General features: G+C 53.5%; 22 protein-coding genes. 13 read left to right on the top strand and 9 right to left on the bottom strand.

Translation table 11 applies throughout. The annotated features are described in order from the left end of the window. Window positions 1-332 precede the first annotated feature (332 nt). Window positions 333-1,334 (top strand): GTP 3',8-cyclase MoaA, encoded by a 1,002-nt coding sequence (moaA, locus tag MHI45_RS16175; RefSeq protein ID WP_076109673.1) that lies wholly within the window; start codon window positions 333-335, stop codon window positions 1,332-1,334. A gap of 91 nt (window positions 1,335-1,425) precedes the next feature. Here moaA and MHI45_RS16180 read toward each other — a convergent pair whose 3' ends face one another. Continuing rightward, the gene (locus tag MHI45_RS16180; protein ID WP_341119191.1) at window positions 1,426-2,037 is read right to left on the bottom strand and encodes a LysE/ArgO family amino acid transporter; all 612 of its coding nucleotides are present in this window, start codon (window positions 2,035-2,037) and stop codon (window positions 1,426-1,428) included. Window positions 2,038-2,265: 228 nt separating this feature from the next. On the opposite strand from MHI45_RS16180, the gene MHI45_RS16185 reads away from it, so the two are divergent. The 3 genes from MHI45_RS16185 (at window position 2,266) to MHI45_RS16195 (ending at window position 5,431) form a co-directional block, all read left to right on the top strand. Beyond that, window positions 2,266-3,846 carry an aminotransferase-like domain-containing protein gene (locus tag MHI45_RS16185; RefSeq protein WP_341119192.1) on the top strand — a complete coding sequence of 527 codons (1,581 nt, stop codon included), beginning with the start codon at window positions 2,266-2,268 and terminating at the stop codon, window positions 3,844-3,846. 63 nt (window positions 3,847-3,909) lie between these two features. Next, window positions 3,910-4,518 carry a TetR family transcriptional regulator gene (locus MHI45_RS16190; protein WP_341119194.1) on the top strand — a complete coding sequence of 203 codons (609 nt, stop codon included), beginning with the start codon at window positions 3,910-3,912 and terminating at the stop codon, window positions 4,516-4,518. A gap of 169 nt (window positions 4,519-4,687) precedes the next feature. After that, window positions 4,688-5,431, top strand: coding sequence for an SDR family oxidoreductase (locus MHI45_RS16195; protein WP_076109676.1), 744 nt, complete (start codon window positions 4,688-4,690; stop codon window positions 5,429-5,431). On the opposite strand, the gene MHI45_RS16200 is transcribed toward MHI45_RS16195, so the two are convergent. The 4 genes from MHI45_RS16200 to mobA all read right to left on the bottom strand — a co-directional run bounded on the left by MHI45_RS16200 (window position 5,424) and on the right by mobA (window position 9,724). Beyond that, on the bottom strand, window positions 5,424-6,482 hold the full coding sequence (locus MHI45_RS16200) for a sensor histidine kinase (protein ID WP_341119195.1): 1,059 nt from the start codon (window positions 6,480-6,482) through the stop codon (window positions 5,424-5,426). The two genes, MHI45_RS16195 and MHI45_RS16200, sit on opposite strands and share 8 nt — an antisense overlap. Then, window positions 6,479-7,159, bottom strand: coding sequence for a response regulator transcription factor (locus tag MHI45_RS16205; RefSeq protein ID WP_340896200.1), 681 nt, complete (start codon window positions 7,157-7,159; stop codon window positions 6,479-6,481). The genes MHI45_RS16200 and MHI45_RS16205 overlap by 4 nt, the downstream gene beginning before the upstream one ends. Beyond that, complete coding sequence (locus MHI45_RS16210; RefSeq protein WP_341119196.1) at window positions 7,089-8,954, bottom strand: ABC transporter ATP-binding protein; 1,866 nt, start codon at window positions 8,952-8,954, stop codon at window positions 7,089-7,091. Before MHI45_RS16210 ends, MHI45_RS16205 begins: the two co-directional genes overlap by 71 nt. Window positions 8,955-9,070: 116 nt before the next feature. Continuing rightward, window positions 9,071-9,724, bottom strand: coding sequence for a molybdenum cofactor guanylyltransferase (gene mobA / locus MHI45_RS16215; protein ID WP_341119197.1), 654 nt, complete (start codon window positions 9,722-9,724; stop codon window positions 9,071-9,073). Window positions 9,725-10,041: 317 nt separating this feature from the next. Between mobA and MHI45_RS16220 the strand changes: the two genes are divergently transcribed. From MHI45_RS16220 to MHI45_RS16250, 7 genes are all read left to right on the top strand, one after another. Further along, window positions 10,042-11,838 carry a sensor histidine kinase gene (locus MHI45_RS16220; protein WP_341119198.1) on the top strand — a complete coding sequence of 599 codons (1,797 nt, stop codon included), beginning with the start codon at window positions 10,042-10,044 and terminating at the stop codon, window positions 11,836-11,838. Then, complete coding sequence (locus MHI45_RS16225; protein ID WP_076109680.1) at window positions 11,838-13,103, top strand: response regulator; 1,266 nt, start codon at window positions 11,838-11,840, stop codon at window positions 13,101-13,103. The genes MHI45_RS16220 and MHI45_RS16225 overlap by 1 nt, the downstream gene beginning before the upstream one ends. Before the next feature lie 112 nt (window positions 13,104-13,215). Further along, window positions 13,216-14,160, top strand: a complete 945-nt coding sequence (locus MHI45_RS16230; protein WP_341119199.1) for a carbohydrate ABC transporter permease — start codon at window positions 13,216-13,218, stop codon at window positions 14,158-14,160. After that, on the top strand, window positions 14,153-14,992 hold the full coding sequence (locus tag MHI45_RS16235) for a carbohydrate ABC transporter permease (protein ID WP_038597501.1): 840 nt from the start codon (window positions 14,153-14,155) through the stop codon (window positions 14,990-14,992). Before MHI45_RS16230 ends, MHI45_RS16235 begins: the two co-directional genes overlap by 8 nt. A 98-nt stretch (window positions 14,993-15,090) precedes the next feature. After that, window positions 15,091-16,440 (top strand): ABC transporter substrate-binding protein, encoded by a 1,350-nt coding sequence (locus tag MHI45_RS16240; RefSeq protein ID WP_341119200.1) that lies wholly within the window; start codon window positions 15,091-15,093, stop codon window positions 16,438-16,440. 27 nt (window positions 16,441-16,467) lie between these two features. Further along, window positions 16,468-18,036 carry a glycoside hydrolase family 43 protein gene (locus MHI45_RS16245; RefSeq protein WP_341119201.1) on the top strand — a complete coding sequence of 523 codons (1,569 nt, stop codon included), beginning with the start codon at window positions 16,468-16,470 and terminating at the stop codon, window positions 18,034-18,036. Between the two features lie 202 nt (window positions 18,037-18,238). Then, window positions 18,239-19,459 (top strand): MFS transporter, encoded by a 1,221-nt coding sequence (locus MHI45_RS16250; RefSeq protein WP_076109683.1) that lies wholly within the window; start codon window positions 18,239-18,241, stop codon window positions 19,457-19,459. A 117-nt stretch (window positions 19,460-19,576) separates the two neighbouring features. On the opposite strand, the gene MHI45_RS16255 is transcribed toward MHI45_RS16250, so the two are convergent. Beyond that, window positions 19,577-21,283: a glutamine--tRNA ligase/YqeY domain fusion protein gene (locus MHI45_RS16255; RefSeq protein WP_038597513.1), complete on the bottom strand. Its 1,707-nt coding sequence runs from the start codon at window positions 21,281-21,283 to the stop codon at window positions 19,577-19,579. Window positions 21,284-21,488: 205 nt separating this feature from the next. Here MHI45_RS16255 and MHI45_RS16260 point away from each other — a divergent pair, with 205 nt between their 5' ends. Beyond that, entirely contained in the window at window positions 21,489-21,734 is a 246-nt protein-coding gene (locus MHI45_RS16260) for a DUF2164 domain-containing protein (protein WP_038597516.1), read from the top strand. A 40-nt stretch (window positions 21,735-21,774) separates the two neighbouring features. Then, window positions 21,775-22,323: a GNAT family N-acetyltransferase gene (locus MHI45_RS16265; RefSeq protein ID WP_038597519.1), complete on the top strand. Its 549-nt coding sequence runs from the start codon at window positions 21,775-21,777 to the stop codon at window positions 22,321-22,323. A gap of 134 nt (window positions 22,324-22,457) precedes the next feature. Here MHI45_RS16265 and MHI45_RS16270 read toward each other — a convergent pair whose 3' ends face one another. The 3 genes from MHI45_RS16270 to MHI45_RS16280 are packed head-to-tail and all read right to left on the bottom strand — an operon-like array spanning window position 22,458 to window position 24,880. After that, the gene (locus tag MHI45_RS16270; RefSeq protein ID WP_341119202.1) at window positions 22,458-23,102 is read right to left on the bottom strand and encodes an MOSC domain-containing protein; all 645 of its coding nucleotides are present in this window, start codon (window positions 23,100-23,102) and stop codon (window positions 22,458-22,460) included. Then, window positions 23,083-23,613: a GNAT family N-acetyltransferase gene (locus tag MHI45_RS16275; RefSeq protein WP_341119203.1), complete on the bottom strand. Its 531-nt coding sequence runs from the start codon at window positions 23,611-23,613 to the stop codon at window positions 23,083-23,085. Before MHI45_RS16275 ends, MHI45_RS16270 begins: the two co-directional genes overlap by 20 nt. Window positions 23,614-23,662: 49 nt before the next feature. Further along, on the bottom strand, window positions 23,663-24,880 hold the full coding sequence (locus MHI45_RS16280; protein WP_341119204.1) for an MFS transporter: 1,218 nt from the start codon (window positions 24,878-24,880) through the stop codon (window positions 23,663-23,665). Window positions 24,881-25,283 lie beyond the last annotated feature (403 nt).

Raw genomic sequence — 25,283 nt, forward strand, 5'->3', positions numbered from 1 at the left:
CCACGTGCATGCCCCGGTATCATAGCTGTGAGCTGCGCAAAAGTGAACATAGAATAGAGACGAATCTTTCACACCTAAATTATATCGAAATTGTAAAGCGCTTTCAGTGAGCATTTTATGACCATTCCCCGTAATTGTCGTACTATTGTCAAATTTAGACTTTGCCGTTCCTCTTTTGTCCCCTATTATTTAGGTTGTTCTTTTTGCCTGCCGTACAACCGTTATACTCCCACAGAGCGTATCGAGAAAGCTAACAATGTACGGCACCATTGACGGCAGCGGAAGCAATCTTTAAAATTTAAATAAGATACACAAATGAAGGGAGCAACGCTATGGAACCGCTGACGGACCCTTTTGGACGTTTACATGACTATATCCGCATTTCGGTTACAGACCGCTGCAACCTGCGCTGCATTTATTGTATGCCGGCGGAAGGAATGCAATTCCAACCGCAGGACGAGATTATGAGCTATGAAGAAATTACCGCTGTGGTGGAGGCGCTGGCGCCCCTGGGACTGAGCAAAGTCCGGCTGACCGGGGGAGAACCGCTGGTCCGCAAGGATCTGGAGAAGCTTGTCTCCATGATTTCTGCCATACCGGGTATTAAAGATATATCATTAACCACGAATGGTCTCATGCTGCCGGCTAAAGCTGCACTGCTAAAACAGGCAGGCTTGTCGCGGGTGAATATCAGCCTCGATTCGCTCAAACAGGAGCGCTTCGCGATGATTACCCGCGGCGGAGATGTCGCCAAGGTGCTGAAAGGCATAGAAGCCGCTGAAGCGGCGGGGCTCTCCCCGATCAAGCTGAATGTTGTGCTGATGAAAGGCATCAATGATGATGAAATTAAGGATTTCATCTCGCTGACCCTGCACAGCCCGCTGAATGTGCGGTTCATCGAATATATGCCGATCGGCAGCGCAAGCGATTCCTGGCGCCAGACTTATTTGCCGCTGGAGACGGTCGTAGAAGCCTGTACCGAAGCAGGCTGGGCAACCGAGGAAGCGGAGATGCCCTCGGGCAACGGCCCATCCCAGAACCGGCGTGTGGTCGGAGCGCAGGGAACCTTCGGGCTGATCCACCCTGTCAGCGAGCATTTCTGCGATAACTGCAACCGGCTGCGGCTCACTGCGGACGGTCATATCAAAGCCTGCCTGTATTGGGCGGATGAGTATAACGTACGGCCTCTGACCGCTGATCCGGCAGCGGTTCAAGCCCTGTTCCGCCAGGCGCTCGGCAACAAGCCGCATAACCATGAGATGGCGCTGGCGCTGGAGAAAAAGGCGCAGAGCCATACTCCGACGGTTCGCCGCATGTCGCAAATCGGCGGCTAGCCTTTATGATTGCAAGTCAAAACGGATACCCTGCAGGCAGCAGGGTATCCGTTTTTTTTCGAGAAAACAACTCACAATAGCAGAATCGGAGCTAAAAGCTTTCCCACAATTGAAAGGCCATATAGAGGGCAATTCCCCAGATCAGCAACGCCGAAGCCTTGTTCATCAGCCTGACCGCCTTGCCGGAGGAGTCGGCTTTCCCGAGCATTCTCCCTGCCGCCGCTAGTCCGATGAACCATACCCAGGATACCCCTGCGGCAGCTGCCGCGAACACCCAGCGTTCACTCCCGGCATATTGCAGTGCATTGGTGCCGATAACACCAACCGTGTCCATCAGAGCATGCGGATTCAACAGGGACACCGATAAGGTATAACCCACCTGCCCTTTCAGCGATAGCCGTTTTGCTTCTCCTTTTGCCGGAGCGGCGGACCATATTTTCCAGCCCATAAAGCAAAGAAATAGGATGCCCGCCCCCAAGACGACCGGCGTCAGCCAATCCAGTGAGAGCAGAACCAGCGACACCCCGCCGACAGCAGCAGCAATAAGCAGACTATCGCACAGGGCAGCCGTCAGAATAACGGGCAGGGCACTTCGAAATTTCGGATGCAGTGCCCCTTGATTAAAGACGAATATATTTTGTACCCCCAGCGGTAAAATAAGCCCAAAAGCCAATATTATTCCATGCACTATTGCTTCCGCCATCATCCGGCTCCTTCCAGCCTGCTGTCTATTTCAAATCAACGTATGGCAGCAGCATACACGTCCTTCGCTGCACTATTGATCCTACTCCCACTAACGGCTCAGGTAACCATCCAAATCCATAGAATACTACCCAACCAAATATAGAAGCCCGGACGAAGCGTGATATACTCCAAGTAACAAAACTCTTGTTCCAACAGCATTTATACCCTATAAAAAGGAGCTAGTCCTTTGACGCGCCAACGCCAATCAGACCATCCACTTACAGCCTCACCCTCAGCAGTTCCCCCTGTCCAATCGGCTTCCCTTGATGATTCTGCAAGCTTAAGCGGCCATTGGAAGCCGGACCCCTCTTCACCGCTGCCGCTGCACAGACAAATCTCGGCCTATTTCATCGGCAAAATCTCCAGCGGCGCCTGGCCTCCCGGCATGCGGCTTGTCCCGCAGCGCGAGCTATGCCGTCAGCTTGGCGTCAACCGCAGCACAGTTGTCACCGCGCTCGGGCAGCTGGCTGCACTCGGCCTGATCGAAGGCAGCCGGGGCGGAGGAACCCGGGTTGCCGCTTCAAGCAGGGCTGGAGCCTCCGGGCCGGATGCAGCGGCCCGCTCCACTGGAGCTGCGGGCCAGCTTGGCGGCAACTGGAATGACTACGTGGAGGAAGGCATCCACTACCCTAACCTGCCTGCGGTACAAGCCATCAACAGGCTTGAATATGAAGCGGGGCTGATCCGTCTCGGCACCGGTGAGCCTGCGCCCGGGCTGCTGCCCGGCGAGTCGATGCGCCAGGTGCTGCTCGAGCTGGCACAGAACCCGCTTCCGCCACTCTCCTACGAGGAGCCGCTTGGCAGCCTTAGCCTTCGCAGAGCGGTCAGCCAGGAGCTGTCGAAGAACGGAATAGCGGCCGATCCGTCTTCCATCCTCATTACCTCGGGCGCGCTGCAGGGTCTGCAGCTCATTGCGCTGGGCCTGCTGCCGCGCGGCTCGACGGTGCTGCTGGAGAAGCCCTCCTACCTGTATTCCATTCACGCCTTCCAGTCGGCGGGGGTGAAATTCAGCGGCCTGCCGATGGACAAAGACGGCCTCTTACCGGATCAGCTGGCAGCCGCAGCCATCCGGAGCAAGGCGGCCATGCTCTATACCATCCCCAGCTTCCATAATCCCACCGGAATTCTGATGGATGCGGGACGACGGGACGCCTTAATGGACATTGCAGGCGGACTTGGACTGCCCATTCTCGAGGATGGGGCTTATCAGGATCTATGGCTGGATGATCGCCCGCCCAACCCCCTGAAAGCCCGGGACCGCGAGGGAAGAGTGCTCCACCTGGGCACGCTGTCGAAGGCGGCAAGCCCCGGCCTGCGCATCGGCTGGATTGTCGGCCCGGAGCCGGTAGTCCGCCGGCTGGCCGATATCAAGATGCAGACCGATTACGGCGCAAGCTCCCTGTCGCAGCTCGCCGCCGCGCGCTGGCTGGAAGGCGGTTATCATGAGCAGCATCTCATCCTGTTACGCGGAAAACTGCGGCGGCGGCGCGATTTCATGCTGCAGCTGCTTGATATCCATTTTGCGGGGCTGGCTTCCTGGAGCATTCCGGCCGGAGGTTTCTACATCTGGCTCTCCCTGAATGGAACTCTTTCGCTGCGCCGGCTCTTCAAGGCTGCACTACAGGCTGGAGTACTCCTGAATACAGGGGATCTGTATGACCGCAGCGACAGCAGACATCTCCGCCTGTCCTTCGCCTATGCCTCTGAGGATGAGATGGAGCACGGAATAGCAGCCTTGGCAAATATCATAATTAATCAAATGACATAAATTAATATTTGTCATTTGTCATCTTCCATGTTAAGCTGTACCTACCGAAGGGAGAATCCACCCGTGAACAAACCAAGCGCTTTTTTAAGCAAGACGGAAATATTGGACGCCGCTGAACAGACCTTGCGCAGGTTCGGCCCTGACAAAACCTCAGTGACCGATGTAGCCAAGCTGCTGGGCGTCAGCCATGGTACCTTGTACCGGCATTTTCCCAGCAAAGCGGCATTGCGGGAGGCTGTAACGGAAAGATGGCTGGACGAGTTGATTCTTGCCCCTCTGACAGAAATCGCGGCAGCTGCAGCAGCCGGAAATGCTCTGGAGCAGCTAAGGAAATATATCGCGAAGCTGATCGAGCTTAAACATCACTACGCCGAGCAGGACAGCGAAATGTTCAAGATGTATGCATCTGTTACGGAAGAAGCCTCCGAGCTCATTGACACTCATATTCAGCGGATTATCAGCCAGATGGGCAGTGTAATCGACAAAGGCATTCAGGAAGGCATGATTACGCCAATCGCCGTTACGGAGACGATTGCCCGTTCACTTTTTTACGCGACGGCACGGTTCCACCATCCTTCCCATGCCTATGAATGGCATAGCGGAAGCATCGGACAGGAATTTGAACAGCTCTGGACAATACTTGCCAGAGGCCTCGCGGCTGTCACCAGTTAAACCCGGTATCTTATACAAAACTAAGCGAATGCTTCCGATGTCAGTTTTGTCCGAAGCAAATTCTTATGAAGTAACGCTAACAAAACTAAGCGAATGCTTCCGAAGCCAGTTTTGTCCGAAGCAAATTCTTATGATGTGATGCTAACAAAACTTTGAGGAGGAACAATTCATGAATCAAAACCTGCAGGGTAAGGTAGCTATCATTACGGGGTCCTCTAGAGGGATCGGACGGAGCGTTGCGGAGAGATTGGCGGAGCAAGGGGCCGCTGTAATCATTAACTATTCCAGCAGTCCTAAACAAGCTGAGGCTGTGGTGCAGGGTATTCAGGGAAAAGGCGGAAAGGCAGCCGCCCTTCAGGCCGACATCAGCAAACCCGCGCAGATTGAGCAGTTGTTCAAGGATACCAAGGAGCTGTTCGGCAAGATTGATATCGTGGTCAACAACGCCGGAATCATGATAAACAGCCTCATCGGCGCAGCTACTGAGGAGGAATTCGACAAGCAGTTTGCTATCAATGTCAAAGGGACCTACTTCTCCTGCCAGCAGGCTTTCTTCCATCTGGAAGAGGGCGGCCGGGTCATTAATTTCTCCACCTCGGTCAATGGCCAAATGTTCCCGGCTTACAGCATCTATGCCGGAACGAAAGGTGCAGTAGAACAATTCACCCGCCAGCTCGCCAAGGAATTCGGGGCCAAAGGCATTACGATCAACGCAGTTGCGCCGGGGCCGGTTGCCACGGATTTATTCCTGGAAGGCAAATCCGAGGCACAGCTTGAAGGGCTGAAGAAAGCCAATGCTTTTGGCCGCCTGGGCCAGCCTGAGGATATTGCCGGAGCCGTCAGCTTCCTCGCCGGGGAAGAGTCCAAGTGGATTACCGGACAAACGCTGCGCGTAAACGGCGGATTTATTTAAGCCGCAATGGCAGGCTCACCGTACAAGCCGTCCCCTCACCGGGACGGCTTGTTACGTTTATCGTCCCGTTATGCAAATCTACGATTTTCTTCACCAGTGACAATCCCAGTCCGCTCCCGCCTCCGCTGGCGCTTCTTGCTTTATCGGCCTTGTAGAATCGTTCGAAGATGCGGGGCAGCTCCTCCTCGGCGATGCCTATGCCGCTGTCCCTGATTTCCACAATGGCTTGACCCTCTGCGTGATGCACACGTATGGTGATATGCCCGCCCTCAGGGGTAAACTTGATGCTGTTATGCAGCAGATTGGTCCATACCTGGCTCATCAGATCCTGCACAGCGTCCACCGAAATCTCCTCCAGCTCGGCTTCCAACTCGATCTCTTTATCCAGCCACTGCGGCTCCGAGGCCAGAATCATATCTTGCAGCTGTTTGTCCAGCCGGTATGACTTCACTTCAAACGGAAAGCTGCCCGCCTCCAATGCCGACAGCTTCAGCAGATTGTCGCTGAGCCCGGAGAGCCGGCTGCCCTCTGCTTCGATGATGTCCAGATAATGTCTCCGGTTGTCTGCACTAAGGCCCTCTTCCCGCAGCGCACGGGCGAACCCGCGAATCGAGGTCAGCGGCGACTGGATCTCATGTGAGACGTTGGAGATGAAATCCTGGCGCATAATCTCCATCCGGCCCAGCTCGCTGGCCATTTCATTAATCCCCTCCACGATTCCGCCAAACTGCCCGTAACGCTTGCTGTTTTCCAGCTCCACCTTGAAATTGCCTTTGGAAATTTGCCGCATTGCTGTCAGGATGGGAATATAGAAAGCTCTCTCATCCCCCCTGGCATGTCCGATAAGAGCTACGCTACCGCCCACAACGAAAAGAATGAGAAACTGCAGCGCCATAACAAGCAGCCCCGATCCATAAGGGGACAGAGACCATTCAAAATGTCCCGACAGCAGCTTTACTCCGTAATATCCTCCATTCCAGGAAACATAGAGGGCAGCGATCAATATCCCCATTCCAAGGATCTCTCTCACAATCCTACCAAGTCTTCTCATCCATTAACCACCTCCAGACGGTAGCCCAGCCCACGGATGGTACGGATATTGAAGCCATATTTTTCCCGGGGGAAACGTTCGCGCAGACGGCCCACATGCACATCCAGCGTCCGTTCATTGCCCCCAAAATCATAACCCCAGATTTCTTCAATCAGCCTGTCGCGCGTTAATGTCTGCCCGGGATAGCTTGCCAGCTTGAACAGCAGCTCGAATTCCTTCAGCGGCAGCGTGATTTCCCCAAACTCCGAGGAGGCTTCATAAGTCTTGCGGTTCATCCGCAAATTTCCGACGTTTACACTCTGTGCGGAGGAAATCTGGTACCGCTTCAGCAACGCTTTAACTCTGGCGATCAGCACCAGCGGTTCAAACGGCTTCACCAGATAATCGTCCGTGCCCAGCTCGAAGCCTTTAACAATTTGTGAGGTTTCCCCTTTGGCTGTCAACATCAGAATAGGAAAATCATAGCTTTCCCGCAGCGCGCGGCACAGCTCCCAGCCATCCATCTTCGGCATCATCACATCAATGATTGCCAGATCCACGCTGTTGTCCTCAAGCAGCCGCAGCGCCTCCACCCCATCGGAAGCGCCGTAGACCTCATCCATCCCCTCAGCTCTCAGAAACAGCTCCACCAATTCGCGGATGTGCGGATCGTCGTCCACTACCAGTATTTTGGCCATATTCTGCTGTAGCCTCCTCTTTGCCGCCCTCCAAAAGCTGCGGTGTGTTCATTTGCAGCTGCTGTTCCGCAAATTCCCGGTACAACTCGTGACTGCGCAGCAGCTCTTCGTGCGTTCCTTTGCCGGTGATCCGGCCTTTCTCTATAAAGATAATCTGATCCGCATTTACCACGGTTGCCAGTCTGTGAGCAATCACAATCGTGGTCCGGCCTTGCATAAGGTTCGATAACGCACTCTGCACCACTGCTTCGGATTGACTGTCGAGACTGGAGGTAGCTTCGTCCAGCATCAGAATCTTCGGATCACGCAGCAACGCCCTCGCAATGGCAATCCGCTGGCGCTGTCCGCCGGACAGCTTCACGCCCCGTTCCCCCACATCCGTCTGATAGCCGTCCGGAAGCTCACGGATAAAGCCGTCGGCATAGGCCATGGCTGCAGCACGGCGCATCTCCTCCTCGCTGATCTTCCGGTCCAGCCCATAGCCGAGATTATCGGCAATCGTGCCGGAGAGCAGCGGGCTTTCCTGGGAGACATACCCGATCAGCTTGCGCCAGGAACGCAGGGAAAACACCGACACTGGCTTACCGCCCAGCTTGATGACGCCATGCTGCGGTTCATAGAACCGTTCCAGCATTGAGAATAACGTCGTTTTGCCGCCTCCGCTTGGTCCGACAATCGCCGTAACCTGACCCGGCAGCATGGAGAAGCTGACCTTGTCCAGCACCTGCTCACCTGTTTTATAGCCAAAGCTTAAATCCTCTATAGCAATCGGTCCCTGCAATCCATCCGCTTCCTCTGCCCCTTCGTAAATCTCCTCTTCCGCAGCCAGTGTTTCAATGATCCGTTCCGAGGCACCTTTGGCCTTCTGCACCTGGGTGAAGAATTGGGTCAGCTGGGTGAGCGGCATTACGATCTGGATCAAATACAGAATAAAGGCTACCAATTCACCTGCAGTCAAGGCACCCGAGGACACCTGCATGCCGCCATAGCCGATAATGACGACCAGCAGCATCATGAACACAAACGAGACTAGCGGACTGATCATCGCACTGATTTTGCCCTCCCGGATGCCGAAGGACAGCAGATTCATAATTCCGGTCCGCCCGGCTTCATATTCCTTTTGCTCCGCGCCCGAAGATTTCACCAGCCGGATTTCGGACAACACACCGCTCAGTGTAGCGGTAAAGGATGCTGTTTCATCCTGAGTGCCCTTGGAGATTTTGTACATCTGCCGGCCCAGCGGCACCAGAATGAGTGCGGACAGCGGAAGCACCGTGAACAGCACCAGCGTCATTTTCCAGTTCAGATACAGCAGCACCGATATCGAACCGACGATGGAGATTACCCCGGTAAACAAGCTGGCCAAATGCTCGGAGATCAGCGTCTTGAGAATTCCGGTATCGTTCGTCATCCGGCTGACGCTTTCACCTGTGCGGTTATCATTGTAGTAGGCCACCGGCAGCACAAGAAATTTGCGCCACAGCCGGTCGCGCAGTCCCGCAACAATCTTCTGCCCTACGTAGTTCAGCAAATAAATGGAGACGCCTCCGGCAATCGTCTGGGCTACAAAAGCTCCGGCAATTCCCGCAATCTGCAGCTTGCTGATGGAGGCCAGCGAGAATCCGTCCACCAGATTCTTGGTGAACATAGGAATGACCAGACCCACCAGCGTCGATATCATACTAAGCCCTACCGCCAGAGCCAGCAGCCCGTAGGAGGGTTTAGTCTCATGCAGCAGCTTCAGGAACGGCTTCAAGGACGCTCCCTGCTTCCGTGAAGATTTGGATTTATTCATAGAACTTCCTCTTTTCTGACGGATAGATCTCGGAGCTGTCCCGCTCCTGTCCGCCTTCCTCTCCACATTAACGCCGCTTTGTAAACTGAAGTTAAACGAAGGAAAAATTTGTGCTCTCAGCAAGGACCCTTGAACTGTGGCAGCAGCTTGACGGCAGCCAAATAATCATCCGTTGTATTCATATTGTACAAAGGGGAGGGCGCCGGCTGGCTAGGCGTAAAGCCGGATTCTGAAACATATAGAACGTCCAGCGACTCCAGGCACTCCATGACTTTGAACCTTCCACCGCTCAGCGCTGCTTCCAGCGCCGGAAGTGTCCGCTTATGGTACAGCCCTAGCAGGGGCTGCGTCCGGCCGGAGGCGGACACCGGAACAGCGGCAGACGCGCCCAAATCGGCTCTATACCTCACTGTCTCGGGATACGCTGCCGCATGGCAGCTGAGTATGTACTGCAGAAATATCGCCGAAGCAAACGGCAGGTCGCAAGCCGTCACCAGATTCCATTCCGTCGGTGAATGGCTGAGCGCCGCATGAAGACCGGCCAGAGGACCGCAGCCTTGATAATGGTCCGTGATCTGGGGAAGCTGCAAGAAGTCGTACTCCCTGCGCTCCCGGGGGCCGCAGGCAATGACCGTACTTTCGGCGAGCTTGGCCAACTCGTCCGCCAGCCGGGCAATCACAGGTTCTCCGGCAAGTGTAAGCAGCGCTTTATCGCTGCCCATCCGCCTCGAAGCCCCCCCTGTCAGAATAATTCCCGTGTATTGTGTCATTTTTCCCTCCCGCTGAAATCTCCTGTTCTCTATGGGTATCGTATCAAACTTTACAGCGCGAAAACAGCAAGTCTGACGAGTTATCACTTCAAATATCCTTTGCTGCAGGAAAGAAATGAAATTTATTACGCGGGCGAACTTTTTCAAAATTCGAAAAAATATAGACACTGGTTGATTTTGCAGAGGTCTGTGCTAGACTCTAAATTCAAGGCCTCCTAAGCGCCGGTTCCGGCAGCTGCCTAAGGATAAGCGAGGCTCATTCCATAAATGTTCACGTAAACATTATGGAAATCTTATCTGCAAAAAGGAGTTATCCCATGAAACGTTACCTCGTAGACAGGCCTATCCAATCGAAGCTGTTAATCTGTTTTTTGCCCATTTTGGTCTTATCCGTCGTGCTGACCGGATTCTTCTCCTATCTTTCGTCCAGTCGGCAATTAAAAGAAAACGCTTTCTACGCCCTCGCCGACACCACTCATCAGACAGCCCTGTTCATGAACGACAAGTTTCTCACAATCTTCGAACAGCTGGTGCGCCTGGAGGATAATGATGCCCTGCAGAGCATTCTCTCGGGAGAAGGCCAGGCGGCCGACCAGAACCGGTATGACGATCTCATTAAGCTGCACGACCAGCTTGACGATGTGTACCATTCCTATTTCCAGATGATCGATTCCATCTTCGTCGCGTTCAATAACGGAAGATCCTTCAACCTGCAGCAGGAATATGTCCCCCGGCAGGTCCATATTGATCTGAACGATTGGCTCAGACGCTATAATACCTCGCAGAAAGGCTACTATTGGCTGAACAGCCATAAGGATACGATCTTTGAGACGGTGGAGCAGCGGAGAGTTATGAGCAGCTTCAAAATGATCGGCACCGAACATTCCCCGGCCAGCGGCATTGTCCTTATTAATTTACGTGAAAGCTATTTTCTCGAGATTATGGAGAATGTAAAGATCAGTCCGGGCGGGACGCTGATGCTGATCAGCCCGGAGGGTGAGCTCTACTCCAAGACCTTGGATGCCGAATATGAACTCAGCGGGGAAACCATTAACGCACTAAGAAACGGATCACAGGACAGCGGCAGCCTGACAGCCGACAGCAAGGCGGGCCGGAAAATGGCCATTGCCTACAATACCCTGCCGCTCAATCATTGGGTGCTTGCAGCGGTTGTGCCGGAGAAGGATATTCTGGAGGGAGCAACCCGCATCAAATACATCTCCCTGGTTCTGATCTTGTTTATCCTAATTGTGTTCATCGTGGCTGCCGCGGTTGTCGCCCGCAATCTCAGCAACCCGCTCCGCTACCTGTCCAAGCAGGTTAAACGCTTCGAGCGGGGAGACCTCGGCGTCAGCTTTGAGCTGGACCAGCATAATGAAATCGGCGTGTTGGCCCGCGGGCTCTCCGGCCTGGTGGCTTCGGTAGCCCAGCTGCTCGAGACAGTACGCAGTGAGCAGGAGAAGAAACGCCAGATCGAGCTGCAGGCTATGCAGGCCCAGATCCAGCCCCATTTTCTCTACAACACGCTAAGCTCCATCAAACATCTGATTGATATGAATGAGCGGCAGCGCGCTTCCACCATGGTCAGCGCATTGACCTCCTATTTCCGGATCAGCATCAGCAAAGGCCGCGAGATTATTCCGGTCCGTGAGGAGATGGAGCATGTGCGCAGCTATCTGATGATACTGAACATCCGGTACAGCCAGGAATTTGACTTCGAGATTGAAGTCGAAGACGAGCTGCTTGAGCTACCCATTCTGAAGCTTACGCTGCAGCCGCTGGTGGAGAATGCCATTTACCATGGAATCAAAAACAAGCACGGCCACGGCTTCCTCTCCATTTCCGGCCGCCGTGAGGGGGACTATGCTGTCTTTGAAGTGTATGACAACGGGCACGGGATCAGCCGGGACAAGCTCTCACAGCTCCGCGCCTCGCTGGAATCAGAGACGGTAGGACATGAAGCCATCACCTACGGGCTGTGGAACGCCCACCGCAGGATTGTCCTGCATTTCGGCAGCCGCTATGGATTAACGCTCGACAGTGAAGAGGGCCTGTACACACAGGTAAAGGTGTACCTCCCCTATACAGGCGATACGAAAGGAGAACGATTATAATGCTGAAACTGCTGATTGTGGATGATGATAAATGGATCCGGGAAGGCATACGGGCCAATGTGAAATGGAGTACTGAAGACATCGAGGTGACCGGAACCGCCGCGAACGGGGAAGAGGGCTGGCTGCTTGTTCAGCAGCTCCGTCCGGATATCCTGCTGACCGATATTCAGATGCCCCTGCTGGACGGGCTCCAGCTGGCGGAGATGGTGAACAGGGCGTATCCGCTGACCCGGATTATTTTCCTGACCGGCTATGATGATTTCTCCTATGCCAAGAAAGCTCTCCACCTGCAGGCTTCCGACTACATTCTGAAATACGAGGACAATGATACCATCCTGAAGTCCGTGGCTGCGGCCGGGCGCAGTCTGCTGCAGGAGCTGCGGGAATCTGAGAAGGCTCAAAAAAGCCAAACCCTGATTGAAAACAAGTTCTTCTCCGATCTGCTGTCCGGTGTTCCCAGCATCGACTGGGCACGCCGCGAAATGGATCTCCTCGGCATCCGCTGGGAGGGGAACTACTTCCGGGTCGCGGTGATCCAGCCCGAAGATCTGCGGCGCTTCTCCCGGCCCGGCATTGAGGAGAACGCCGAGCTGCTGCTGTTCTCCATCCGTAATATAGGCGTTGAACAGTTCAGCGGCCGGGCTCCAAAGCCTTTTTTCGTCCATTACAATCACAGAATCAATATTCTCTTTAACCTGGAGAAACCGGGCGAGGCGGATCAACCAGACGGTTCCTTTGCCCAATTGCTGGAGGAGATGAGGAATACGATTGAGGCCTGTCTTAAAATTCCGGTTAGCATCGGTGTAGGCAGCGTGTGCGAAGGTTTCGCCCAGATCCCCTACTCCTACAATAAAGCCCTGACGGCTGCGCATATGAAGGATGTTGCCGGCGAACCCGGCCTGTTCTTCTGTGATGAAATGCGCCATTCACAGCATTCGCATCACATGCTGCTGAAGCAAATGGAGCAGTATATTATCAAACATTACGCTGATGAGAAGCTGAGTCTCGCGGCAATTGCCGGTGAAGTTCATATCTCACCATCGTACGTAAGCACTCTCTTCAAAAAATACAGAGAGATCAACGTAATCGAATATATCGCCGGTATCCGGATGGAAAAGGCGGCGGAGCTGCTGAAGCAGACAGATTACAAATCCTATGAAATTAGCGAAAAGGTAGGCTACCCTAATCCTCAATACTTCAGCGTGCTGTTCAAAAAGCACTTCGGCATGTCCCCTTCGGACTACCGTAAGGCTCAGCAGGGTTAAGCCGGCAGCCGCTAACTTATACGCAAACTGTTAAAGAAAACAAACAACCTTTGAAATATATCTTATTCAGCTGATCCGCTATCTGAATTACGATTGTTTTGGAGGTGCAGTTATGGATATTACGCGACAAACCGGGGGCAAGCTTGCCTTATCCAAACCGGGAAAAAGAAAACGCATCAAAGGGGACGGGTGGCTTCCCTATTTACTTATCGCCCCCACAGTCCTGCTCATTGCGGGCATCCTGATCTTTCCGATATTCCGGGTATTCGACCTGAGTGTTCAAAGCTACGATTTCACCCGTCTGCAGGAAGCAGGCTATATCGGACTGGAGAATTTCCGCCATATCTTCACGGAAGACGATTTGTTCTACACCACACTGGTCACTACGCTGAAATGGGTGTTTTCCGAGGTGGCCCTTCAGCTGGTCTTCGGGCTGATTGTTGCTCTGCTGCTGAACCAGTCCTTCCGGCTGCGCGGCCTGGTCCGCTCGCTGGTGCTGGTTCCCTGGGCCGTATCCGGCGTGCTAACGACCATGCTGTGGTCGCTCATGTTCAACCAGCATATCGGGATCATCAACGACATCCTGATGAAGCTTGGCATCATTGATGAAGCCATCGCCTGGCTGGCTAATCCGAGCACTGTGTTCGGCTCCGTAGTCTTCGCCGAGCTGTGGCGGGGTATTCCGTTCTTTGCGATCACCCTGCTCGCCGCACTGCAGACCATTCCGCACGAAGTGTACGAATCCTGCGAGGTGGACGGTGCCGGGCCCCTGAAGAAGCTGTTTCATATCACTCTTCCATATCTGAAGGAGAGCATTATTTTCGCCACCCTGCTCAGAGCCATCTGGGAATTCAACTCCATCGACATGATCTTTACGATGACGAACGGCGGCCCGATGGATATGACGACAACGCTGCCGATTTATATGATGAAGACCTCGATCCTTGAGGGCAACTACGGATACGGCTCAGCGCTTGGCGTCGTCACCTTCCTGTTCCTGATGTTCTTTGTCATTCTGTACCTGAGACTCAACCGGGGAGGAATGCAGGATGAATAAGACTACCGGCCGCAAAATAGGCAGCAGGCTGCTCTTTTACATTCCGCTGGCCTTAACGCTGATCTTTGTACTCGTTCCTTTTCTATGGGCTATCTCCACCTCTCTAAAAAAAGAAACGGACATTATGAGCTCGACGATTCAATATCTTCCGTCTCCGCTGACTTTCGAGAATTATATCAATGTGTGGAACGATAATAATTTCTCGCAATATTTCCTCAACAGTGTGCTGGTCTCCATCCTGTCGGTGATCGTCATTACACTGCTGTCGGTGATGAACGGTTATGCGATGAGCCGGTTCAAGTTCAAGGGAAAAAGCGCCTTTATGCTGATCCTGCTGGCTACACAGATGATGCCCGTCATCCTGTTTGTAATTCCGCTGTTCCTGATTTTCAAGAACCTCGGGCTAATCAACACGCCTTACTCGCTAGTCCTGTTCTATATCGTGCTGCAGGTCCCGTTCAATACGATATTGATGCGCGGCTTCATCGCCTCCACTCCGAAGGAGATTGACGAAGCGGCCATGGTCGACGGTGCGGGAAGATTCCGCATTATCTTCGCCATTATTGCGCCGATCGTGCTTCCGGGCATCGTGGCAACCAGCGCCTTCGCATTCATCGGCGTCTGGAATGAATTCCTGGTCGCGTTCTCGTTTATCACAACGCCGGACCGCTTCACAATTCCTATCGGGCTGAAATTTATGATCGGTGAATTCAGTGTACAGTATGCCTCACTGGCAGCGGGAAGCATTATCGGGCTGATCCCTCCTGTGCTGCTGTTCATGTACATCCAGCGTTATTTGGTGGAAGGCCTCGGCGGTGCCGTCAAGGGCTGAATCCGGCTCCAGTCATTAAGGACGGGGCCGGGCCGGCTTTTCCCGGAAACGTCCTTAATATATACAACAATATAACTTTCAGGGAGGTCTAAAGATTTATGAAGACAAGAAAATTACGGAGTTCCGTATTGGTAGGCGCCTCGCTTCTGCTGGCATTGACCGGCTGCGGTTCGAACAAGACAACGAACTCCGCCTCATCAGGCGAAGGCAGCAAGAACGGGGATAAGGCTAAGCAGACAACCATCAGCTTCTGGGCAGCTGCGGTGACTACGGAGCGCAACGCTTTTTTCGAGAAGATCATCAAGCAGTTTGAGGAAGAGAACCCGGACATTAAGGTGGATTATCTCGGGGTTCCCGGCGATTTGTCCGCTTACGAGCAAAAGGTAAATGTCGCGATCTCCGCAGAACAGGCACCGGATATCATGAATGATTTCAAGGCCGACCTGCTCGCCAGAGATGTGCTGGAGCCCCTCGATGCCTATTATGACAGCTGGGCCGACAAGGATCTGATTTCCGCTGAGCTGATTGCCAGCAACCGCAAGCTGGATACCAAAGAAGGAAAATTGTATGCGCTACCATACAGCTCCCAGACCTGGAATCTCTGGCTGCGCCCTGACTGGTTCAAAGAAGCCGGCCTTGCGCTCCCCGATACCTGGGATCAATTCTTCGAGGATGTCGCCAAGCTTACCGATAAATCCAAAGACCGCTACGGGCTCAGTATCCGCGGTGGTGCCGGAAGTGCCAATACGCTGGAAATGCTGATGTATTCCTACTCCGGAATTGCCGATTATTTTACGCCTGAAGGAAAAGCAACGATCAATGATCCGCTGCACGCAGAGTTTCTGGACAAATATTTAGGCGCGTATAATGTCTATACTCCAGAGGATGATCTCAACAAGGGCTGGAGCGAGCTCGCCGCCACCTTCCAATCGGACAAAGCGGCTGTTGTTGTGCATAACCTTGGCTCGGCAAGCTCCCATGAAAAAGCATTCAACGGAGACTATACCAAATTTGAAGCCGTACCGTTTCCGAAGGGTGTCAACGGCTATCGTGAACACCCCGGCCTCATGCCGCTGGGTCTGACCATGACCAAAACCGCCGAAAACAAAGACGCGGTATGGAAATTCATGACCTTCTACCTGTCCCATGACATCAACAGCCAGTACGCCAAGCTTTATGGTGAAATCCCTGCCAATCAGGAGGCGGCCGCCGATGCCTGGATTCAGGACATTCCTTATATGAAATCCGCTTCGGAGCTGCTGAGTTCAGCCGATACGCATTTTGCCGGCACTCCGTATTATCTACCGGGCTACAGCAATATCCAGAAAAAGATTGAGCCTATGATTCAAAAGGTGATGGCTAAAAAAATGACCGGAACGGAAATGCTGGACGAATGGGCTAAACTGCTTGAGGCAGAGAAACAGTCCTATGATCAGACTCAAAAATAATACGCCGCCGCGAATGGGAGGGCTGGAATGAATACTCATGCTGTTACAGGTTCCGGACGCTGGATTCCCGATCAGGGAGACGGAACTTACAGAAATCCGATCATCTATGCCGATTACTCTGATCCCGATGTTATCCGTGCAGGCGATGATTTCTTTATGACCGCCTCCAGCTTTGCGCATACGCCAGGTCTGCCGATCCTTCATTCCCGGGATCTGGTCAACTGGAGCCTCGTCAATCATGCGCTGCCGCAGCTGGAGCTTCCCGGCTATGAGCGCGTGCAGCATGGCAAAGGCGTGTGGGCGCCCAGCCTGCGCTTTCATGACGGGCAATTCTGGATCTTCTACGCAACACCCGACGAAGGCATCTTCATGACCAAGACGGATAACCCGTTTGGTGCCTGGGAACCGCCGCATCTGGTGAAGGCCGCCAAAGGCTGGATCGACCCCTGCCCTTTCTGGGATGAAGACGGGCAGGCCTATCTGGTCCATGCCTTTGCCCATAGCCGTTCCGGCCTGAAGCATATTCTGAGCCTCTGCAGGATGTCCCCGGACGGCAGAAGCCTGCTGGATGAAGGCCGGATTATCATCGACGGGACAGTAAAGCATCCTACACTGGAAGGTCCGAAGCTGTACAAAAGAAATGGCTATTATTATATCTTTGCACCGGCGGGCGGAGTGCCCACAGGCTGGCAGGCCGTCTTCCGCTCCAGCTCCATCGAAGGGCCTTATGAGGATAAAATCGTGCTGCATCAAGGGGATACCCCGGTGAACGGCCCGCATCAGGGAGGATGGGTTGAGCTTTCGTCCGGCGAATCCTGGTTTATTCATTTCCAGGATAAAGGCGCCCACGGGCGGATCGTCCATTTGCAGCCCATGGAATGGCAGGAGGATTGGCCGCTGATGGGCCGGCTTGCACCCGGGCAGGACACCGGAGAGCCGGTAGAGCTCTGGAGCAAGCCCAATATCCGTGCCGCCGGAGAAATTGCCGTTCCCCAAACTGCAGATGACTTCCGCGGACCGTCGCTCGGCCTGCAATGGCAGTGGCAGGCCAATCCGGCCACCGGCTGGTACAGCCTGAATCCCTGGGGCGGCTTGAGACTGTATGCCGCAGCACTTCCAGAGGGCTGCCGCACTCTTTATGACGCCCCGCAGCTGCTCATGCAGAAGTTCGCCGCTCCCGTTTTTTCGGCAGCCGCACAGATTACGCCCAGCTTTGCCACCTCCGAAGAACGGGCGGGCCTCGTGGTCTTGGGACAGCGGGCCTTCTATCTGGCCTTGTCTATGGACCAGGACGGAGCGCTCCGGCTGACCCAGTATGAGAGCAGTGGTGTTACAGAGAACCTCACGGAAGCCGGGGATATTAAAAAAGCTGAGATACTCACCGGTGCAGACAGCCTGCACTTAAGGTTCAGCTTAGGGGAAGATTGCCTTTGCCGGTTCAGCTTCAGTAAGGACGGTTCACAATACACCGATTTCGGTGAGCCGTTCACGATTGCCGAAGGACGGTGGGTCGGAGCCAAAGTTGGCCTGTTCGCAGCTTCCTTTGCCCCGGTCCAGTCCGGGGGCTTTGCGGACTTTGACCATTTCCATATCTAAGCTAAATTCCTCGCCGATATCCCAGGATATCGGCTTTTTTCCGCTTAACAAGCTGGCGGGAGCAGAAATTAGACAGCTGGCTGGAAAATCATTCAAAACTTGGTTTGTATCCCTTTTCAACAAGTGTTACAGTGTTAGAAACGGCCTATTTTTAGGCTGAAGCAAGGAATGCAAGACATCTGGCGGGAAAGGAGTGCCCAATTTGCGGGAGTACCTTAATAAGCATCCATCCTTCAGCTCTCTGAAATGGTTCAATTTCTTCGTGTATGGAACCGTGGTCCTCTTCACCAGCTTCTTCCCACTATATCTGCAGGATGTAGGAATGAACAAGTTGGAGATCGGGAGCTTAATGTCGGTAGGCGCACTCGTTTCAATTATTGCCAATCCTTTCTGGGGCATATGGAGTGACCGTTATCAGAATATGCGGCGGATTGTCCTCGTCATGCTGACGGGAACACTGGTATTGTCTCAGCTTGTATTTCAGGCGCATACATATGAAATGATTTATGTTTCCATCCTTTTCTTCTATTTCTTCCAGGGTCCGCTGTTCGCCCAGAGCAACACGATGATTCTTAGCTATATTGACGGCACGAATCACAAGTTCGGCTCTTTCCGGCTCTGGGGCTCACTCGGATGGGCGCTGACCGCGATCCTGGCCGGGCCCGTTATTGAGTGGGCCGGCGTATCTATCTTGTCTTATCTCTTTGCTGCACTGCTCTGCGCAGCTATGCTCTCGCTGGTTGCCCTGCCGAGGCTCGATCATTCCATAGGCGTTGCGCCATTGCCGTTCAAGGGCTTCCAAAAAATCTTTTATAATCCGTTTTTTCTATGTTTTATCTTCTTCGGCATTCTGGTCTCCATCCCCAATACGATGAACAACACCTTCGTGTCGCTCTACATTACAGAGCTTGGGGGCAGCAAAACAATGATCGGCCTTGCCGTATTCCTCTCCTCCATCCTGGAGGTAGGAGTGCTGCTGCTGTGCAACCGTTTCCTGAAACGCAAGGTCTCGGTGCTGCTGGGCTGGCTGGCACTCGTAAGCGTCTTATTTGTCCTGCGCTGGTGGCTGATGGCCGGTGCGACAACACCGCTTCAGGTGGCTTTTATTCAAATTCTGCACTGCATTACGTTTGGCGGCTTCTTCTATGTGGGAACGCAGCTGACCATGCTGCTGGTTCCACGCCCCTACCGTTCCTCTGGACAAGCCCTCTACACTCTGGCCTGGAGCGGCATCTCCGGGATTCTGGGCGGTGTTCTCGGCGGTTGGCTGTATCAGAACCTCGGGGCCCAGAGCATGTACCAGTCCGGTGTATTCCTCTCGTTCATTGGAACGCTTGGCTTCGGCTTAATGTGGCTGTTCGTCAGCCGCGGCGACTACCTGAACCCGGCGGAGCAGGAGGAAGAGCTGGCGGGCCACGAATAATAGCCTCATAAGCAGCGGATACACCCCCTAGGACATAACACAAAAGCAGGCTTGGACTTCCCGATAAGGAAGCCAAGCCTGCTTTTGTGTTAGCCCGCCAGATTACAATTCAATGAATTATCCCTGTTTAGGCGGCTGGAATGAGCTTTTGAGGGATACCACAAGATTGAACACAAGATGTCCCGGCGCGGAGTATTTGCTGTCCACGTTAAAATAGCCATGGCGGAAGAATTGGAACTTGTCCTGCGGCACGCTGTCCTTCAGACCCGGCTCCACAAAGCCCTGCAGAATCTCAATGGATTGCGGGTTCAGCTGATCGAGGAAACTCGGCTCCGGTTTGTCGGCCACGGGCTCCATTCCTTCGATCTCAGCCTCCGCATCCGCTTCTTCAGCGGAAATCAGCGGCTCATAGAGGCGGAATTCCGCCGGTACCGCCTGGCTGGCATCCACCCAGTGCAGTGTTCCCTTGACCTTGCGGCCGGTAAATCCGCTGCCGCTCTTCGTCTCGGGATCATACGTGCAGTGCAGCTCCACAACCTCGCCGTTCTCATCCTTGATGAACTCGTTGCACTTAATGAAATAGGCGTTCTTCAAGCGCACTTCGTTGCCGGGAAAAAGACGGAAATATTTGTTCGGCGGAATCTCCATGAAGTCATCGCGCTCGATGTAGATTTCACGGGAAAACGGAATCTGCCGGTTGCCCATTTCCGGATTCTCCACGTTGTTCTCAATCTCGAAGTATTCGGTCTGGCCTTCCGGATAGTTGGTAATGACCACTTTCAGCGGCCGCAGCACGGCCATCGTCCGGGGAACGGTCAGCTTCAGGTCTTCACGGATGAAATGCTCCAGCATTTGCAGGTCCACCAGACCCTGGCTTTTGGAAATGCCTGTTTCGTGCACAAAGCTGCGGATCGCTTCGGGAGTGTACCCGCGGCGGCGCAGCCCGGAAATCGTCGGCATACGGGGATCATCCCAGCCGTCCACATGGCCTTCATCCACCAGCAGTTTCAGCTTGCGCTTGCTCGTTACCGTCTGGGCCAGGTTGAGCCGGCCGAATTCATACTGATGCGGCACAGCCGGCATCTCGCATTCTGCTACCACCCAATCATAGAACGGGCGCTGATCTTCAAATTCCAATGAGCAGAGGGAGTGAGTTACACTCTCAATAGCATCTTCCAGAGGATGTGCAAAGGTATACATCGGATAGATGCACCATGCATCGCCTGTATTATGATGATGCGAGTGGGAAATACGGTAAATGACCGGATCACGCAGGTTGATATTCGGCGAGGACATGTCAATTTTGGCACGAAGCACCTTTTCGCCGTCCTTGAATTCCCCAGCCCGCATACGGCGGAACAGATCCAGGTTCTCTTCGATTCCGCGCTCACGGTGCGGGCTGTTCTGCCCCGGCTGGGTCAGCGTACCGCGCAGCTGGCGGATTTCGTCGGCGCTGAGGTCATCGACATAGGCTTTGCCCTTTTGGATAAGCAGTTCTGCCCGCTCGTACATTTCTCCGAAATAATCGGAGGCAAAACGCAGTTCATCCCATTCATAGCCGAGCCACTTTACATCCTCTTGAATGGAATTCACATATTCTGTATCCTCTTTAAGCGGATTGGTGTCATCAAATCTCAGATTAGTCTTTCCGCCGAACTCATCAGCCAGCGTAAAGTTAATCCAGATCGCCTTGGCATGTCCGATATGTAAGTAACCGTTCGGCTCCGGCGGAAAACGGGTGACGATCTCCTTAACCTTCCCCGAGCTCAGATCTTCAGTAATGACATTCTTAATAAAATTGGAGGGTGTTCCACGGTTCTCCACAGCTATCAACCTCTCGTTCTGTATTGTTCTACTTCCTTGTATGAACATGTTTCCTACTAATATACCCGTTAACCGTAGAATGTTCAATAAAATGGGTGACTCACTCATCCTTGCCGGACGCTTTGACTTCTCTCCCGGCGATAGAGTAGCATGGAAATTATAAGGCATGATTAATGAATAACTTAACAATGGGGGACTCATTCTTATGAAACCGATGAAACTGCCTAAAGAGCAGCGCGACATTATTACAGAGAACATCCGCACTTACTTCGAAGCCGAACGCGGAGAGACCATCGGCCATCTCGCAGCCGACAATTTGCTGGATTTCTTCCTTAAGGAGCTAGGACCTGCCCTATACAATGGAGCGCTGAGCGATTGCCGCGCCCTTGTAGGACAGCGGATGCAGTCGCTGGAAGAAGATATTTACGCTCTGGAATGGAAGAAACGTTAATCAGTACATCCGGCCCTAGTGGCACAGAGGAGGCAGCCGCTTGTTTAATTATGTCATTGATGAAGAGCTTGTACTGAAACTGTTGATGCCGGAGCAGGCCCGCCACATGTTCGCGCTGGTAGAGCGCTCGCGGAGCAGGCTCAGGCAGTGGCTGCCTTGGGTTGACGGAGTCACCGAACAGGACCACATCGCCACATTTATCAAAAATGCCGTCAAGCAGGGCAGCGACAACGGCGGCTTCACCGCCGGACTGTGGGTCCGGGGAGAACTGGCCGGCATTATCGGCTATCATGAGATAGACTGGCAGAGCCGCTCTGTCGGAATCGGCTATTGGCTTGGCGAAGGATATGAAGGCAAAGGCTACATGACCAGCGCCTGCCGGGTTTTCGTAGATTATGCGCTGCTGGAAATGGAGCTGAACCGCATTGAAATCCGCTGCGCCACGGGCAACAAGCCCAGCCGGGCGATTCCCGAGCGGCTGGGCTTCGTATTCGAAGGGGTTCTGCGCCAGGCAGAGAAGCTGCCCGAGGGCTATGTGAATCATGCGGTATACGGCCTGCTGCGCAGTGAATGGAAGCTGCTGAGCTAAACAGTGGGAAATATACAACCCGGCCGGATGTAACGGAATTTTAGATCTTTTATAACAAACCAAGCCCCCCGTAACAGGCGTCCGGGGGGACTTGGCATACCATCAAATTCACCGATTTTGGATATCAGCAGTCGTTAGCTCTCCGCAGCCTCAAGCCAGCTCCGGAACTTCATCCGGGTTCCCGACGCCAGGCTGTCCAGTTCCGATAGCTCGGCCAGACCGCTCTTGTCCTTACGGCCATGCTCCATCAGGTAGAGCACCCGCTTTACAGGGTAGCCTCCCGCACCGGGTTCCTTCTTGACGATTCGATCACCGGCTGTAATCTGACCTTCACGCAGTACACGGAAATAAAATCCGCTGTATCCGGTAGCCAGCACTTTGGCCGGCATATCAGCCGGGCCATGCTTCTGCGAGAGCTTAAAGCAAGGAAACCGCGGCTGGCTGACCTGCAGCAGAGTCGAACCGATCTCATACACATCACCGATGCAGACCTCGGTCTCCAGCAGCCCGCTGACTGTGATATTCTCGCCGAAGGCGGAGAACTCCAGTTTCTTGCCGAGCTGCTCCTCCCAAAAGGCATAATGCTCAATCGGATACACACAGACCGCTTTGTCCGGGCCCCCATGGTTCACCAGGTCCGCTTGCCCGTCACCGGCGAATCCCTCAAGATGAAGCTGTACCGGTCCAGCCGCCGGCATTTTATAAATCCCCGTTTCCAGCGGCTTACCACGGTAATCTACCGTTACAGGTTTGCCTACATTAAGCGAAATGACCTCCATTTCCCTTCCCTCCAGTCAGCATACAGCTCATAAATACCTCATCTACATAATGTCCGCCAAGATAAAACTCTTCCCTGAGCCGGCCCTCTTCCTCAAATCCGCATTTCCGGTAGAACGAGAGCGCAGGAGTATTGCTGGACAGTACCCGCAAGCGGAGTTTGCGTATCCCGTTCTCTCCGGCATGCTGCTTGATCGCCTCGATCAGCTGTCCGCCGATGCCAAGCCGCTGGAACTTCGGATGGACAGCGATGTTCACCTCGCACACATGGCGGTTGCTCTCCATCCCGCTGGGACAGCCGAAACCGACATACCCGCATAGTTCTCCTTCCTGCAAGGCTACAAGCTGGGAACCGGGAGGGGCATGGAGCAGATAATCCTCACGGGAACACCACATTAATGGACCCGGTGTGGTCTCCTCTGTCCAAATCATGTTATCGAGAATAATCAGCTCACGGGTATCCTTGAACTCCGAGGGACGAATCGTGAGCGAGCCTCTAATAATTTGTTGCATAGCTCTTTGCACTCCTTGACTTACCTTTAAGTGATTCTTCTACAGACCATTATACCCCATTTTGTTCCAGTGCACGGCCAGAACGGTTGATGAAGGCATGGACCGCGAAGAATCCCACCGCCAGCAATGCCATTCCGCAAGCCAGCCAGCCTGTCGGCGCAAGGCCTCCCCGGTCATACAGGCTGCCCATCATATAGGGGCCGAGAACTCTGCCGACCGCGCCGATCCCACCGCTAAGCCCGAGATAGAAGGGCGCACTGCGGTCCGCATGATCGGAAATAAATGAAGGCATCGCCGGAGAAATAAGCATCTCCCCCAGCGTGGTCAGCAGCATCGCCAGCACCAGGCCAGGATAGCTTGGCATTAACAAGATCACTGCATATCCACTCAGGTAAAAAACAGCGCTTGCCGTCATCTGCGCCGTCGAGGTCTCCGCGAACCAGCGTTTGATCAAGCTTACCAGCGGCTGCGCGGCGAAGATCAGAATCCCGTTGAGCGTCCAAAGAAGGCTGTAAGTGCTCTTAGCCCAGCCTTCCGAAATAATAAACGGAGAAACTCCCGTATTCCAGATCGAGTTGCCGATCAATAAAAACATCGAGCCTAAGGCCATATACAGATAGATTCGGGTGTGGCCTATAAGCTTCCAGTTTGACAGCTCTCCGGGGCCGTTTCTCCTATGCGGCTCGGCATGGGCCGGCTCTGTGTCAACCTTCCGCAAATACACAAAGAAAAATGCGGCAAACACGGCTGAGGTCAGCCCATTAAGCACAAAACTCAGCAGATAGGAAATATCGGCCAGAAAACCAGCCAGCATCGTGCCCAGCGCTACCCCAATATTATTGGCGACATAAATTACATTAAAAAGCTCTCCGCGCTGTTCTGCGAAGCGGAAACCTATAAAGGCCTGAATGGCCGGCAATGACAACGAATTGAACAGACCCACCAGCCCCATCACCAGCATGAACATATTCCAGTTCACGCTTGCCGCCGGCAAGGTAAACAAGGCTAGGGCATTCATGGCCAGCGCGCCGACGATCAGGCGTTTGACACCAACTTTATGATAGAGTGATCCACCCAGCAGTTGTCCGAATATGCCTCCGAGGGATTGAATAACAATAACGAGTGCGGCATCTGTCATACTGCGGCCCAGTTCATCAAATACATACATCGTGACAAGCGGCCACATCAGCGCGCTGCCTGTTGCATTAATGAGACTGGCAATCAGAAATACTTTGACTTCCTTTGGATAAGCTTGTAAAAACCTCATGACTTGTCTTTCAACCCCTGTAATATATGTGTCATTAATTCCATCCAGTATCATCCCAAAACAGGACGAAGAGCAAGCATTCACACTGACGCATTATCGCGTCACTCAAACACAACATCCCCCATGATTCTTGACCAAGGCCTATCCAGGCCCAGCAGTGAAAAGCCTGTCCAATCGGATCTTTATATTTTATAACTGCTGCCACCATGCGTAAATAAAATTGCTGAACAAAGACTGATTCGTTCTTCGTTTGCCCGGGTAATAGAGCATATGAAACACTCCCTATTAATTCGCCGTGAGCCCGATTTCGTTCCCCCGAGTCGGATATGCACGGCGAATTTTGTGTTGTGCACCCCTATTTCACCTCACAAAAAAACACCCCGGGAACCTTCCCTCTTGAGCC

This window comes from Paenibacillus sp. FSL H3-0321, from assembly GCF_038002865.1.
In the GTDB taxonomy this organism is placed as follows: Bacteria; Bacillota; Bacilli; order Paenibacillales; family Paenibacillaceae; genus Paenibacillus_AQ.